18 protein-coding genes are annotated in these 13716 nt (G+C 35.9%); 14 read left to right on the forward strand and 4 right to left on the reverse strand.

All coding sequences use genetic code 11. The features are described 5' to 3' along the window. Nucleotides 1-75: 75 nt before the first annotated feature. Nucleotides 76-894 carry a YwaF family protein gene (locus CEF19_RS21605; protein WP_227522055.1) on the reverse strand — a complete coding sequence of 273 codons (819 nt, stop codon included), beginning with the start codon at nucleotides 892-894 and terminating at the stop codon, nucleotides 76-78. Nucleotides 895-993: 99 nt separating this feature from the next. Here CEF19_RS21605 and CEF19_RS21610 point away from each other — a divergent pair, with 99 nt between their 5' ends. The 7 genes from CEF19_RS21610 to CEF19_RS23385 all read left to right on the forward strand — a co-directional run bounded on the left by CEF19_RS21610 (nucleotide 994) and on the right by CEF19_RS23385 (nucleotide 6055). Next, on the forward strand, nucleotides 994-1284 hold the full coding sequence (locus tag CEF19_RS21610; protein WP_100407961.1) for a hypothetical protein: 291 nt from the start codon (nucleotides 994-996) through the stop codon (nucleotides 1282-1284). A gap of 80 nt (nucleotides 1285-1364) precedes the next feature. After that, nucleotides 1365-1550, forward strand: a complete 186-nt coding sequence (locus CEF19_RS21615; RefSeq protein ID WP_406565374.1) for an H-type small acid-soluble spore protein — start codon at nucleotides 1365-1367, stop codon at nucleotides 1548-1550. A gap of 306 nt (nucleotides 1551-1856) precedes the next feature. Then, nucleotides 1857-2876: an NADH:flavin oxidoreductase/NADH oxidase gene (locus CEF19_RS21620; RefSeq protein WP_100407963.1), complete on the forward strand. Its 1020-nt coding sequence runs from the start codon at nucleotides 1857-1859 to the stop codon at nucleotides 2874-2876. 206 nt (nucleotides 2877-3082) lie between these two features. After that, nucleotides 3083-4186 carry a beta-galactosidase BglB gene (gene bglB, locus CEF19_RS21625; RefSeq protein ID WP_100407964.1) on the forward strand — a complete coding sequence of 368 codons (1104 nt, stop codon included), beginning with the start codon at nucleotides 3083-3085 and terminating at the stop codon, nucleotides 4184-4186. Nucleotides 4187-4204: 18 nt separating this feature from the next. Continuing rightward, a complete protein-coding gene (locus CEF19_RS21630; protein ID WP_100407965.1) occupies nucleotides 4205-5041 on the forward strand; it encodes a sugar phosphate isomerase/epimerase family protein in 837 nt (278 codons plus the stop codon). Between the two features lie 94 nt (nucleotides 5042-5135). After that, nucleotides 5136-5726: a molybdopterin-dependent oxidoreductase gene (locus CEF19_RS21635; protein WP_100407966.1), complete on the forward strand. Its 591-nt coding sequence runs from the start codon at nucleotides 5136-5138 to the stop codon at nucleotides 5724-5726. 173 nt (nucleotides 5727-5899) lie between these two features. Next, nucleotides 5900-6055: a hypothetical protein gene (locus tag CEF19_RS23385; protein ID WP_157801053.1), complete on the forward strand. Its 156-nt coding sequence runs from the start codon at nucleotides 5900-5902 to the stop codon at nucleotides 6053-6055. A 53-nt stretch (nucleotides 6056-6108) separates the two neighbouring features. On the opposite strand, the gene CEF19_RS21640 is transcribed toward CEF19_RS23385, so the two are convergent. Both CEF19_RS21640 and CEF19_RS21645 read right to left on the reverse strand, forming a co-directional pair. After that, nucleotides 6109-6261 carry a YpzG family protein gene (locus CEF19_RS21640; protein WP_100407967.1) on the reverse strand — a complete coding sequence of 51 codons (153 nt, stop codon included), beginning with the start codon at nucleotides 6259-6261 and terminating at the stop codon, nucleotides 6109-6111. A gap of 85 nt (nucleotides 6262-6346) precedes the next feature. Then, nucleotides 6347-7045, reverse strand: coding sequence for a hypothetical protein (locus tag CEF19_RS21645; protein WP_100407968.1), 699 nt, complete (start codon nucleotides 7043-7045; stop codon nucleotides 6347-6349). A gap of 151 nt (nucleotides 7046-7196) precedes the next feature. On the opposite strand from CEF19_RS21645, the gene CEF19_RS21650 reads away from it, so the two are divergent. Beyond that, nucleotides 7197-7856 carry a TVP38/TMEM64 family protein gene (locus tag CEF19_RS21650; RefSeq protein ID WP_227522056.1) on the forward strand — a complete coding sequence of 220 codons (660 nt, stop codon included), beginning with the start codon at nucleotides 7197-7199 and terminating at the stop codon, nucleotides 7854-7856. Between the two features lie 60 nt (nucleotides 7857-7916). Then, the gene (locus CEF19_RS21655) at nucleotides 7917-8594 is read left to right on the forward strand and encodes an SIMPL domain-containing protein (protein ID WP_100407969.1); all 678 of its coding nucleotides are present in this window, start codon (nucleotides 7917-7919) and stop codon (nucleotides 8592-8594) included. Here CEF19_RS21655 and CEF19_RS21660 read toward each other — a convergent pair. Beyond that, nucleotides 8582-9418, reverse strand: a complete 837-nt coding sequence (locus CEF19_RS21660) for a deoxyribonuclease IV (protein WP_100407970.1) — start codon at nucleotides 9416-9418, stop codon at nucleotides 8582-8584. The genes CEF19_RS21655 and CEF19_RS21660 overlap by 13 nt on opposite strands. A 75-nt stretch (nucleotides 9419-9493) precedes the next feature. Here CEF19_RS21660 and CEF19_RS21665 point away from each other — a divergent pair, with 75 nt between their 5' ends. The 5 genes from CEF19_RS21665 to CEF19_RS21685 all read left to right on the forward strand — a co-directional run bounded on the left by CEF19_RS21665 (nucleotide 9494) and on the right by CEF19_RS21685 (nucleotide 13709). Beyond that, nucleotides 9494-10507 carry a phosphotransferase gene (locus CEF19_RS21665; protein ID WP_157801054.1) on the forward strand — a complete coding sequence of 338 codons (1014 nt, stop codon included), beginning with the start codon at nucleotides 9494-9496 and terminating at the stop codon, nucleotides 10505-10507. A 107-nt stretch (nucleotides 10508-10614) separates the two neighbouring features. After that, complete coding sequence (locus CEF19_RS21670) at nucleotides 10615-11085, forward strand: hypothetical protein (protein ID WP_100407972.1); 471 nt, start codon at nucleotides 10615-10617, stop codon at nucleotides 11083-11085. A 12-nt stretch (nucleotides 11086-11097) separates the two neighbouring features. Next, nucleotides 11098-11877 (forward strand): hypothetical protein, encoded by a 780-nt coding sequence (locus CEF19_RS21675; protein ID WP_100407973.1) that lies wholly within the window; start codon nucleotides 11098-11100, stop codon nucleotides 11875-11877. Nucleotides 11878-11986: 109 nt separating this feature from the next. After that, the gene (sigI, locus tag CEF19_RS21680) at nucleotides 11987-12700 is read left to right on the forward strand and encodes an RNA polymerase sigma-I factor (RefSeq protein ID WP_100407974.1); all 714 of its coding nucleotides are present in this window, start codon (nucleotides 11987-11989) and stop codon (nucleotides 12698-12700) included. 1 nt (nucleotide 12701) lies between these two features. After that, nucleotides 12702-13709, forward strand: a complete 1008-nt coding sequence (locus CEF19_RS21685; RefSeq protein ID WP_100407975.1) for an anti-sigma-I factor RsgI family protein — start codon at nucleotides 12702-12704, stop codon at nucleotides 13707-13709. Nucleotides 13710-13716: the final 7 nt, after the last annotated feature.

Here is a 13716-nt window from a genome sequence, read left to right on the forward strand (position 1 = left end):
CGAACTAAGTTTCACCATTTCTTAGCAAAGCAATGTATGTAGCAGGCAGAACCTCTGCCTATCTTTGCTTTGGGATTAGGGAGCTACTTCGTTAGAAGATTTGCTTTTTTTCTTAGTAAGATAAAAGGGTAGATAAAGCAGGATATAAATAAACACGACAACAAATTCAAGAGAGAGAATATACCATGGATAAGGCCCGAGAAAATCTATTATTGTTGGATTTTCGGGCTTTCTTGCTAAGTACATATAATTAGTTCCAAGAATGTAATTCATCATAAAAACATATGCACCAATCACATTTAATGCTAAAAATGACTTTAAAGCTGAGTAAAGGGTAACCCTAAATTTCTCCACCCAAACCATAAATAAAATCGCCAATATAATCGTAATATGAGCAATGAAAAAATGTAAATAACGAAAATGTGGAAACGTGTAGAAAAGATCCGGTGTCAGAATCGCTTGAAGTGCCCCTCCAATTCCAAAAAAATAAACAATTTCAAAAGATACATATTGCCTCGAAACTAACATCCAACAACATATGAGTAAACTAATCGTACAAAGCTGTAAAGGTAAGTGACTTCGTATGTCCCAAAGCCCTGTCGAAATTGACCAATAAAGAATACCTAGCTCTGAGCAAATTAATATCGTAAATAAGAGCCAACGAATATACGACCTCATATACAGCTTGTTTCTGTGAAGATAAAGCCATACAAGTGATAGCAAAAGAGTGATGATCCCAAGGACGTGAGCTGATGATAAAAACAAGGCTTCTTCCCCATAAAAAGTCGGCTCCCAAAAGCGTGAACTAGTCATTGAATCACCTTTCTTTGGAAATTGAAAGTTACATATTGAAAGCTTTTTAGTATTGTCCATCACCTTAGATGTATTATTCATGCTGAGGTTCTGCTACTGTCATTCGTTCGGATTTGTTGTAATTTCACATAACCAGAAGAAAAATGTATAAACTAAGGGAAACAAATTTGAGGTGATTTGATGTTTTATAACACAGGCGGTACTTACGGGTTTGCACTTTTTGCGCTGTTTCATGACTCTGAAGAAATAAAAAATTCCCATGAAGCCTTCGACGTATATGTGAATAACGAATATGTAGGAAAAAAGGTGCTAATAACCGAAAGTGAAGAGCCAGAAGACATTCTGAGTTTTTTAAAGAAGCAAGGCATTCAGCAAGTATCGGATAATGTAGTAGGAGATCACTATATTATCCAAACAGAAGAAGCAGAACGAGTGAAACAAGCTCTAGAGACTTACTTACAAAACAGGTAGACATCGTAGCGACTTTTCTATTGCATAAACGGTTGTATCGAGACGAATAATATACTGAATTCGATATGAAGGGAGCAGTTATGATGGACATTAATAGAGCAAAGCAGATTATTTCCTCTTCAGCAGAAATTGACGTGACCTATATGGGTCAATCTGTATGGCTATTAAACACAGATGAAAAATCAAACACAGTCTCAGTCAAAACAATGACGAAAGATGAAGATATTTTGGATTTACCCGTTGATACGTTGGAAGAAAACAGTTAACAACAAAGAAGGAGGACAACCAATGAAAAAAAACGTAGAGAAAAACCCGAAATCTATAAAAACAGATGACGAGAATCAACTGTACCCAGACTATAACGACCGTGAAAAAAGACATGCAAAAAAGCGAAAATAATAGTGGGACTTATGGATAACTCAAGGTCTAATTGCCATTTGAGTTATCCATTTTTATGTATTGCTACTAGCGTTTTTCATCGGTTCTCTAACAAGCAAATCATTTGGTTTATAGAAACTCTTCATATATAATTTGTGAATCACTAAAGAGTTTCAAACGAAAGGAAGATAGGAATGCCTTCAATTTTAGACCCATTTCAATTAAAAGGACTTCAACTAAAAAATCGGATAGTTATGTCACCAATGTGTCAATATTCAGTCACAGCAAAAGATGGAAAACCAAATGATTGGCATTTTAGTCACTATACTAGTCGAGCAATTGGTGGAACAGGGCTAATCATCATCGAAATGACCGATGTAGAACCCGATGGAAGAATTAGTGATTATGATTTAGGCATCTGGTCTGATGAGCATATCGAACCGTTTAAACGTCTTATCAACGCATGTCAAAGCTACGGTGCAAAGGTAGCGATTCAAATCGCTCATGCAGGCCGCAAAGCAGAAGATGCATCTATCCCAGTGTCGTCCACATCGATGGCGTTTTCAAAGAAATACAAGCAGCCTAAAGAGCTTACCACTGCTGAGGTAGAACAACTTGTTTTTAAATTTGAAGAAGCTTGTTCGCGAGCTGTTAAAGCTGGTGTAGACACGATAGAGTTACACGGAGCACATGGCTATCTGATTCATCAATTCCACTCACCTCTAACGAATCAGCGAACCGATAAATACGGGAAAGATCGTAGCTTATTTGGTGTTGAGATTATCAAAGCTGCAAAACGCGTTTTACCCAATACCATGCCGCTCACGATGAGAATTTCTGCTGTGGAATATGCTGAGAATGGCTATGATCTTAATTATTCAATAGAGCTAGCTAAACGCTATATGGAAGCAGGGGTTGATATGTTTGATATCTCAACCGGCGGGGAGAGTGATACGGGTCCAAGCGTCGCAGGTCCTGGCTACCAAGTTGAATTCGCTCATGCGATTAAAAAATCATTAAATATTCCTGTCCTTACAGTTGGTCGAATGGAGGATCCTCATTTGAGTGAACAAGTAGTGAATGATGAAAAGGCTGATTTAGTTTCGGTTGGTCGTGGGATGCTTCGACATCCATACTGGGCCAATGAAGCTTCTTTAGCACTAGGTGGTCCTCCTATTATTGCACGCCCTCTAAATGCTGGTTTTTCAATTTAAGAAAATTAAAGCCCACTCAAATATGTGGGCTTTAATTTTGATAAAAATCAACATAAACAGAATACGAAGTTTTTGTTTATGAACAAATATCTTTGTTTTATATTGATATTTGGATATTAACATTGACCTTCAATCTGTTCTAAATTAAACTTATGATAAGTGTGACAACGTTGTCATTATACTTAATTAAAGTGGAGGCGATAGTAATGACGCAACATGAATCTTTTATTGAACGCAAAGAGGTAATCAACTACATTCATTTACTTATGGATAATCTATCACAGATCAAAGATAATACCGGTGAATTTTTATTGAATTTTGATGGTTTGGTTGTCGATGATAAGAGCTGGAATGTTTGGAATTGGCCACAAGGTGTTGGCCTTTATGGTATTTACAAATATTGGAGACTGACAAATGACCCAAAAGCATTAACGATTGTAACAGATTGGTTTAAAGAAAGACTTGAAGAAGGAGTACCACCGAAAAATGTTAATACGATGGCACCGTTTTTAACATTGGCCTATTTATATGAGGATACAAAGGATCAAACGTTTGTTCCTTATTTAGAAGATTGGGCTGAATGGGTTATGTATGATATGCCACGTACAAAGGAAGATGGCTTACAACATATGACGTACGGTCCTGAAAATAAAAACCAACTCTGGGACGATACCTTAATGATGACCGTCTTACCTTTGGCGAAAATTGGGATGCTTTTTAATAAGCCTGAGTATATTGAGGAAGCGAAGAAGCAATTCTTAATACATATTAAATATTTAAGCGACCGAAAAACAGGTCTTTGGTTCCATGGTTGGACATTTGAAGAAAATCATAATTACGCCGAAGCTCTTTGGGCGAGAGGAAATTGTTGGATTACGATTGCAATTCCTGAAATTATCGAAATTTTAGATTTAAAGAAGGGTGATTTCTTCAGAGAATTTCTTATTGATACACTGAATCGCCAGGTAGAGTCCTTAGCTAAATACCAAGATGAAAGTGGCTTATGGCATACACTTATTAATGATAAAACTTCGTATCTTGAAGGTTCCGCTACAGCAGGATTTGCTTATGGAATTCTAAAATCAGTTCATAAACGTTATATTAGTCAAGATTACAAAGAAGTGGCTTATAAAGCAATTCAAGGAATGGTTAAAGAAATTAACGAAGAAGGCGTGTTACAAAAAGTATCAGTAGGAACTGGCATGGGTGATACGTTGGATTTCTATAAGGAAATTAAAATTACAACAATGCCATACGGTCAATCATTAGCGGTACTTAGCTTAGCTGAATTTTTACACTACTACATTTAAGATGTCGGAGGAGATCATATGAATTTAGGTGTAAGAGCGCATGATATTAACAAAAACACACTAGAAGAGTTAGTTCAAGAAATTGCAAGTAAAAAACTTAATGCGGTTCAATTAGCCTTGCCAAAGTCTTTTGACTATATCGGGACTGATTTAGGAACGGTTACGCCTGGGCTCGCTGGTCATATTGGCCGTACTTTTCAAAAAGAAAATCTGCAAATTGCGGTTCTCGGTTGCTATATTAATACGGTTCATCCTGACGTAATGGCAAGAAGACACGATATCGAACGGTTTAAAGAATATATTCGCTTCGCCAGAGATTTCGGGTGCAGTATCATTGGTACCGAAACAGGTACAGTTGATCCCTCTGTTCCGTTTACTCTTGAAAACCGAAAAGAAGAAGTGTTAGAAACTGTGATTGAAAGTGTAAAGGAAATGGTCGAAGAAGCGGAGAAGTTCGGTGTAATGGTTGGACTTGAAGCAGCCTTGACACACCCTGTACACTCGATTGAAACAATGAAAACTGTTTTAGATCGTATTCCTTCAAATAACCTACAAGTCATTTTTGACCCTGTAAATTTAATGAAGGTGGACAATTATCAGCAACAAGAAGAAATTTTCACTAAAGCGTTTGAATGGTTCGGTGATAAAATCGTGATTGTTCATGTGAAGGACTTTATCGTTGAAGATAATGATATTAAAGTCGTTCCAATTGGTAAGGGATTATTAAATTATGATTTTGTAATGGATCTTGTCAAAAAAAGAAAACCTCATATTCATTTTTTGATGGAAGACCAAACGGAGCCATTCATTGATGAGAGTATTGCCTATTTAAAAGCAAAATATGAACAAGCTTAAAATTTAATAAGTTAGAAAGAGGATACCTTGATTTTACTATCAATCATAAGGTATCCTCTTTTTGATAGGATAGTGAACGGAAGGGATGATTAACATGACTCATAAATTACCTCCTGGTCAATTTGAAACAGAAAAGTGGCCAATTTTACATGAAGGTGAAATCTATCAATTTAAAGAAAATGCATGGCAGTTCAAAATTTTTAGTGAAGTGGAAACTGAAGTCATTCTTTCTTACAAAGAAATGATGAATTTACCGAAGGCAAGAACTACAATTGATATGCATTGTGTAACAACCTGGTCTAAATTTGGTACTACGTTTGAAGGAATTTTATTACGTGACCTACTATCATTAGTTACGGTTGGTGAGAATGTTAAGTATGTAAAAATATATGGTTATTTAAATGATGATCCCTTTGGGTACTCTGCAAATTTACCACTTCACGAGTTAAACGGCGACGATTCATTATTCGTTACTCGCTACAAGGATGCACATCATGAGTGGCAGGATATCACAGCAAAGCACGGATATCCCCTTCGTTTTATTCCGCCGGCTTCTTTCTACTTATGGAAGGGCACTAAATGGGCAACAGGTATTGAACTTATGACAGAGGATGAGCCAGGATATTGGGAGGAACGAGGCTATTCAATGACGGCTAATCCTCATAATGAAGAGCGATTTCGCTAACTTTGAATAATAAAGATGGTTTTTTTATTGCAAATTTGCCCTTATCTTTTTCACTCAATTCTTTACATGAATCAGGTCTTTTGCACTGTTTTGGGAGTGTTTTCTCTATATAGATGTAAAACTATTTATGTAACATAGTATAAAGAGAACGCAAAAAGAGGGGGGCGATTTACTTGATTCCATCCTTATTGATTCAAATTGCTATTGTCATTATTTTAATTAGATCGGGATTTGCTGTGTTTAATCATTTGATACATTCAAGGAAAAGCCTACTGGAATTGCTTTATGATGCCTCAATTTTTATTATTGCTTTATCATTTTTAATTTAGAAAAAAAGGAAGAAGACTGGGTCTTCTTCCTTTTTTTGTGTGCTCAGGTTATCCTACCACCTATGAGCCTTTGCGTTACTACGAAGAATGATCGTTTTTTGAGACATTTCCGTGTGTCCGTTAACTTGGGACTTTGAACGCTTAGGTCTTGTCCAGTTGTGGTGAAACTGTTGAGAATGTGGATCTAATTGATCTTTAAAGCTCATGCGGAGTCACCTCATAGTTTGGATTGGAAAGTCTGAAGCATTCTTTAGTATGTACGTCATGTTTATTTTAATACCGGCTGGAATGCTACATTTCTGGGTCCTTAATTAGCGAAGAGAGTTGATTGTAAAAGGTTTTGTTATAAGATGTAATCGTGTGAACCCTTGCTTTATTAAGAGGAATTACATGCTTACACGCTCTTACTTTACATAAAGTGTTCTCTTCATTTACGCGGACTAAGTATTTTTTTCGTTTTTTGCATTGAGGACATGTTGCACTGATAAGATGCACTTTGGCGCCTTTGGAATACGTTCCTTTAGTCGGGTCTTTCGTTTCTTTTGATAATTCCTGAAACAACACTGCATTTGTTGCCGCTCGACCCGTTCGTTTAATCAATGTGTCAAACGTGAGAATAGGGGTTTCATTTTTCTTTGGGTTACGCTTCACAGTAATGTTGTCATAATCGTCTATTTCTAACAAGCCATACCCAGGTGGAATTTCCTCAGATGAGAGTAACCCAACAGGAGTCATGATGTAAGCGTAGTGTGCTATAGCATGGTAACCATAAGGAGCTTGAAGAACTTCGTCTCTTAAAAAGTCGGAACGTGAAACTTTCACTTCAATAATTCTCGCTTCATTTCTTTTTATATTTATACCCATCGCGTCAGCCTTAACTTGTTTTCGACGAACAAATAATTTGACTTCGTTAGCACATAAATCCGTCATTTTTGCTTTTAGCCAGTAAAGTGCTTGAATTTTAAGATGTTCATGTAACGAGCTTTCCATACAACCTAATCCTTTCTTATCTATCAATGAATAATATGAAGTAATCTCTATTTATCATAACAGGATTGCTCGAAAAAAAGGAGGTTTCCTTTTATTTTTGGGTATAATGAGTTTAAAATATAGAAAAGCACAAAGAAAGGAGAGAAACGACTTGCTAAAAAAAATAGTTATCCGAGGAGCAGTCATTCTTTCTGTTATGCTCTTGATTATCTGGATGAATCTAATGTTTTTAGATATAGGACCTGAAGAATTTCGAATATGGATTCTGTCTTACGGTTGGTTCGCTCCAATCTTTTATATTCTGTTATATACATTTCGACCACTTATTTTGTTTCCTGCATCGATTTTCACCATTGTCGGGGGGCTAGCGTTTGGACTACCTTTTGGAATTATCTATGCTTTACTAGGTGCTACTAGTGGTGCGGTCTTTTCTTTTTTTATCTCAAGAAGACTAGGTCCTGTATTCTTGAAAAAACAACCATCAGGACTTGCCAAGTCGATAAGTAAACAGTTAGAAACGCGAGGTTTTTTCTACATATTAGGCGTGCGCTTATTACCAATTATTAATTTTGATTTAATAAGTTATGTTGCAGGCGTTTCAAAAGTAAGATTTAAATCGTATTTTTTTGCTACTTTTTTAGGAATTATTCCAGGAACGATTGCTTATAATTTTGTCGGCGCAAGTTTTGTACGACCTGACCGCTTTACAATTACCGTGGCTTTAGGTCTTTTTGTATTATTGGTAATTATTCCACTAGCTTTTAGCAAGATATTAAAAAGTAGATTGGAACCAACATCGATTAAAAAATAATGTATGTGTTAAAGTTATCGCTCATATTTATGTACTATAACATGAAGGGTGGTAACTCATATGCTAGAAGATAAGATACGATTTTCACCACTTTTACCCCAAAAAACTAGACAAGAATTTGGGGAAAATACAATTAAAGTTATCGGGAAGGGAACTATTTCTGTGACACCTAATCGTGCCATCGTTATCCTTGGAGTGATAACTGAAGACAAAAGCGTTAGTGAAGCACAAAGGATGAATGCAGCATCTCTTCGCAATATTATTTCCACACTAACGGCCATTGGGGTGTTGCCTGAGGATGTACAGACTTCAACCTACCGAATTGATTCGCAATATGACTATGTTGATGGGAAACAACTATTTCGTAATTACCGGGTTACCCATTTACTCAGTATAACGATTAACGACATAAATTTAACTGGTACCCTTATTGACGCTGCTGTCGAACAGGGAGCGAATTCTGTCCCTTCAATTCAGTTTACTGTAACTGACCAAGAAGAACCACAAAACCAAGCACTCGCTCTTGCGGTAATGAACGGAACTAGCAAAGCTCAAACCATTGCTGACTCACTTGATGTTTCATTAATTGAAACACCGAAATCGATTGTGGAAAGGGAAGGAACACAATCTCGCCCATTTGATTCCTATGTTCTAGGCGCATCAACCGAAACACCCATTCAACCCGGGTCTTTAAACGTAACAGCAACAGTAGATATGGAATTTTCCTATGTTCGGTAATGGGTACGCCACTCTTTAAGTAAGGTAATTTCATCTTGATGTGACATAGAGTTGTCCTTTGGAGTTTCTAAGATAAATGGAATTTGTTCCAAATCACTGTCATTGAGAATTTGCTGCATTTGCGTTTCGTTTAAATGTCCACTCATCAGGTTTGCATGGCGGTCTTTCCTTGATCGATAAGGATACTTGGAGTTATTAAAATGAATAACATCAAGATGATGGAAATAACTTAAGTTCTTATCTTTAAGGGTTTTCCAATTATCCCCATCCCAAAGACCGCTAGCAAATGCATGACATGTGTCTAAACAAAAACCGATTTTTTCTTTCTTATCAACGAGTGAGCGAATTTGAATCATTTCTTCTATCGTTATCCCCATATCCGTACCAGTCCCTGCGTTATTTTCAATTAATAGCTTTGCCTCTCCATCCCATTTCTCCAATATACAATCAAGCATTTCAATCATTTTTCGATACCCTTCCAAAATATCGTTTTTTTTTGTGGTTCCAAAATGAACTACAACCCCAATAGAACCACAAGATTCTGCGATTTGCAGATCATTATAAAGAGATTCCATTACATAGGTCTCCATTTCTTTTGATTCTGGAATTAATTTTGATGGGTAAGGAGAATGTGCAACACTTTTAATTTGATGTTTCTGACAAAAGCTAGCACAATTTTGAGCATCGACTTCTTGCCATTTTTTTATCTTTAAACTACGCGGATTCTTTGGAAAATACTGAAACGCCGTAGCGCCTAGTTTATAAGCTGTCTCTGCTGCATGAAGATAACCAGAACGAATACTAACATGACTTCCAAAAAACATTGTTTCACCTGCTTTGGGAATGTGTTTATAATAGTCTTAGCTATTAGAAAACGCCTCATACAAAGGAGTTTAACAATGAATGATAAATACATAAAGAATCTTGTAGAAAATTATTTTACAAATACACATCAAACTGTAATAAAGAAAGGTAAAAGCGGGTATAACAACACAACGCGTTACGTTGAAAGAAGCGGTCAAAACTATATTCTAAGGATTTATGAAACACATCAAGACTTACGAAAAGTTCAGGTGGAGCATGAAGTTTTACTTAAACTTCATGAGCAGAAATCACCTTATCAAATTCCATTGCCCATACCTTCTCTAACAGGGGAAACCGTCGTAATAGAGAAGGAAACGGGTAAACTCATCAGCATGTTTCACTACATAGAAGGAGAAAATCCCTCACTGAGTAAAGAAAAGATCGTATATTCTTATGGTCAAACTGTTGCAACTTTATTAAAAACACTTGAATCAATCACTATTTCGCGAGAACCTTTGTATCGTCCATATTATGAAATTGAAAATTCGTATCCAAACTGTCCTATAGATATGGTTTTAGAATGGTGCGAAAATCCTCCCAAACCATTTAAGCATTTGGAAAATGAATTACAACGATTAATTCAGGAATTGATTCTGTTTCGACAATCTGTGCCCTTTTTGAAAACGTTGCCTCATCAAATAATACACGGTGATATTAACGAATCTAATATCCTTTCCAAGACGGGGGATTCAGTCGACGCTATCCTTGATTTTGAATTTGTTACATTTGATTTACGGGTGATGGAACCTGCTGTCTGTTTAGCAGAACTTCTACTAACTGCAAGTTCAAACACCTTCTTAAAACTTGCTCAATCTTTTATCTTAGGATTTTCTTCTATTCTAAAGTTAACTAAGGAAGAAGTTGAATGTATTCACATTTTATTTAAGCTTAGACGCTTAGATGTATTCGTACACTTTTTAAGCAGGTTTTTAAAAGAGATAGACGACGCTTCAATTTTAGAGGAGCAAATCAAGAAAACAGCAAATCATCTTAATAACTTAGAGTATTATGGAAATGTTCTTGCTGAATTTTGGATAAAAAAAATATAAACTTTTTTAAAACGACCCCCTAAAAACAACAACGTACATCGTATAGAATATGAAAGCAGCTTTTTCATATAGAAGAGTATCTATATACAGAGAAAAGAGGTGCCGAAGTGAAAAAAACATGTCTAATCATAGCGCTTTTATTTATGACAGGATGTCAATTTTCCAAAGCAGAGGAAGTAGATAAATCGGTTATCTACAAAAATGAAGAAGCCGGATTAAAAGTCTATGAATCAGAGGATTGGTTACTAGATACAGAAGTCTCATCTGAACCGTTCAATGCGACATTTAAACAGGAGAGTGCAAAGGCGATTGTTTCCATACTTCCTGGCAAGAAGTCACTTCATCAAATTAAAAATGAGTTAGGTTTAACGGATGAATTCATACAGCTGATTGAGGAGTCAGAATATCACATTTCGTTTCAAATGAATGAATTAAAAAACTTCCGATCTGATATTTACATCGAGCATACAAATGCTGACGATACCCTAATTGTTACATTTTTAACACCAGTGATAGAATATGAACAACAAAAAGAAGGAAAAGATTTATTTAGACATAATATTGAGCTAATTCATTAAGGAGTGAAAATAATGAAAAAAATACTTATAGGAGTATTAAGCACAGCGTTTATTATTGCCTCTTTACCTGTTTATGCCCAAGAAACTGTTACCGTAATAGAACAACCTGTAGACGTTTCTACCGTCGGTGACACAGATTTAATTAGCTATGTTAATCTCTTTCAAGATGTAACCTTAGAGTTAGCAGAAGACGAAAAAGAAAGATTGCAATTATTACTCTCCTTTGTTTCACGCTCTAATGATAGACTGGCTACTTTATTGAGTGAGGAACACTATGAGGAGGCTGTTATTTATTTAAATAAGTACAATGAAGATATAGAATCCGCAGAAAAATTATATACAGAAGTCACTAGCAAAACTGAAGATTCTCAGACTGAGGAAGAAGAGCTTCAGCTTGAGAAGATAGAAGAAGATATTATTGAAAAGACATCAATGCGTGGTGTGAACCTACAGTTGCTTTTAACACGAGAAAACCTTCCTGAAACCGCTCGAACTGGTGTAGAGAAAGCATTAGCAAATCAGGAAAAAGCTAAGTTAAAACATCCACTAGCTCAAGAAAGAAAAGAACAAAGAACCAGAGCAAAGCAAGTAGAAAAAGAAGCAAAAAAAGACGAGAAACAAGGCAAAAAGGATCAACCAGATTTAGATATTAATGCAACTGAGAAACATCTAAATCAAGAACAACCCGAAAAAGCAAAAAAAGTGAAGGAACCAAAAGCAACTGGGTTAGAACGTGCTAATGAAGTACGTAATGAAAATAGTAAACAAAACAATGAAAAAGCAGGGAAATAAGTTAAAGAAAAATAGACGAGGGGAAACTGCTTTTAATTATGTTCTAGAGAGGTTGAAGATGATATCTTGTAATTAGACTATCATCGTAATTGAAGTAGGTGTCATATAAATGGAAGAGAATGATTTAGAGACTAAATTTATACAAGCAAGGCAAGGGAATAATTTCGCTCGCGAACGATTAATTAACCACTATAAACCTTATATGATTAACGTTGCTGGACATATTTCAAAAAGGTATATCTCTTGGAGTGATGAAGAGGCGAGTATATCTCTACTAGCTTTTAACCGAGCTATCGATACCTTCAAAGAAAATAGTGGGCGGACTTTCCTGAATTATGTCTATCTCCTTATTCAACGTGATTTAATTGATTATTATCGAAAGGAACAACGAGAACAACATTTTTCACTTGATTCTACGAAGGATAATGAGGAATCGAATTCGACGATTCAAGAACAAACCAAAGCCCTTGAATCGTATGAGAGAGAAGTACAGACGACCGAATTAGTTGAGGAAATTCTAGAGTTCGATCAGATATTACGGAATTACAATATTACATTTGAAGAACTTGAAGATTATTCTCCAAAACATGAAGATTCTAGGTTGGCATTGTTTCAGATTGCAGCGTTTTGTTCCTGTGATAAGGAATGTCTATCTCTATTACAGCGAAAAAAGAAGCTACCAATCACTTTGATTTCAAAAAAGTTAGGGACCAAGAAAAAAACATTAGATCGCCACCGTAAATATTTAATAACATTAATACTATTACAGCTTCATCCACAATGGGAACACTTGTCTCAATTTATTCGGAAGGAGCAGAGTTAGTATGAATACATCAGGTCTAGTGCTTAAAATCACTGATACACATATCGTTCTATTAACTGAGAAAGGAACGTTTAAGAATGTTCCTCACCCAGCCTCTATTAATGAGATTCCTTTAATTGGTCAACGATATACACATTACGAACAAAGAAAACGTAATTACAATATATTCTTAAAATATGGTTCAACTGCCGCAGCTCTGTGTTTAATCATTCTAGCTTATTTTCTCTTTCCAAATGGAGGCAGCGCAGAAGAAACGTATATTATCACATTGGATATAAATCCAAGCATTGAACTCTCAACCAATGAAAAGGATGAAATCATCCGAGCAGAAGGATTAAATAGTGAGGGTGTAGAAATACTTGCACGTCTGAGCTTGGAAAGTAACGTATATGATGCATTAAAACAAATTATTAGTGAAACTGTGGAATTAGGGTATGTTCAAGACGGAGATTCACTTATCTCTACCTCTATCGTTCCTAAAAACGATCAAACCGCTGACATAACGCCAAAAATTAAAGCAACCATAGAAGATACACTTGTTTTAACTAATACAACCTCAGATGTTTCTGTGGTTAACGATCAAAGAAGTACGTATGAACAAGCAAAAGAGGCTAAAGTATCTATTAATTATTACAAAGAATTGGTAAACCTCGAAGAAAAAGGAATTGATATTGACGAAGAAGAAATTCAAGGGAAAAGCTTAGCCGATTTAAAGAAAATTGAAAACAACGAAGAGAAATCGAAAAAACGCGAAGTAGAAAATTCACCGTCTAACGATCGACCAGTTAAAAAAGACAACAACGGAACAAACAAAGAAATAAATCAGGAAAAAGGCTCTCCTGGCAACCAAAAAGAGAAACCAAAGAATCACCCATCTCAAGCCGTGGAGACTCCAAGAAGTAACAAACAAAATCAAGGGAATTCGCCTTCAGAGAATCCCTCTCAGACAAAGAACCGCGAACAACCTAATGACCCAAAAAAACCACCAAAGGATAGAAAAAAAGAGTAAAAAGAAG

Origin of the sequence: Bacillus solitudinis (genome assembly GCF_002797395.1) — a bacterium.
GTDB classification, from domain to species: Bacteria; Bacillota; Bacilli; order Bacillales; family Bacillaceae_D; genus Halalkalibacter_A; species Halalkalibacter_A solitudinis.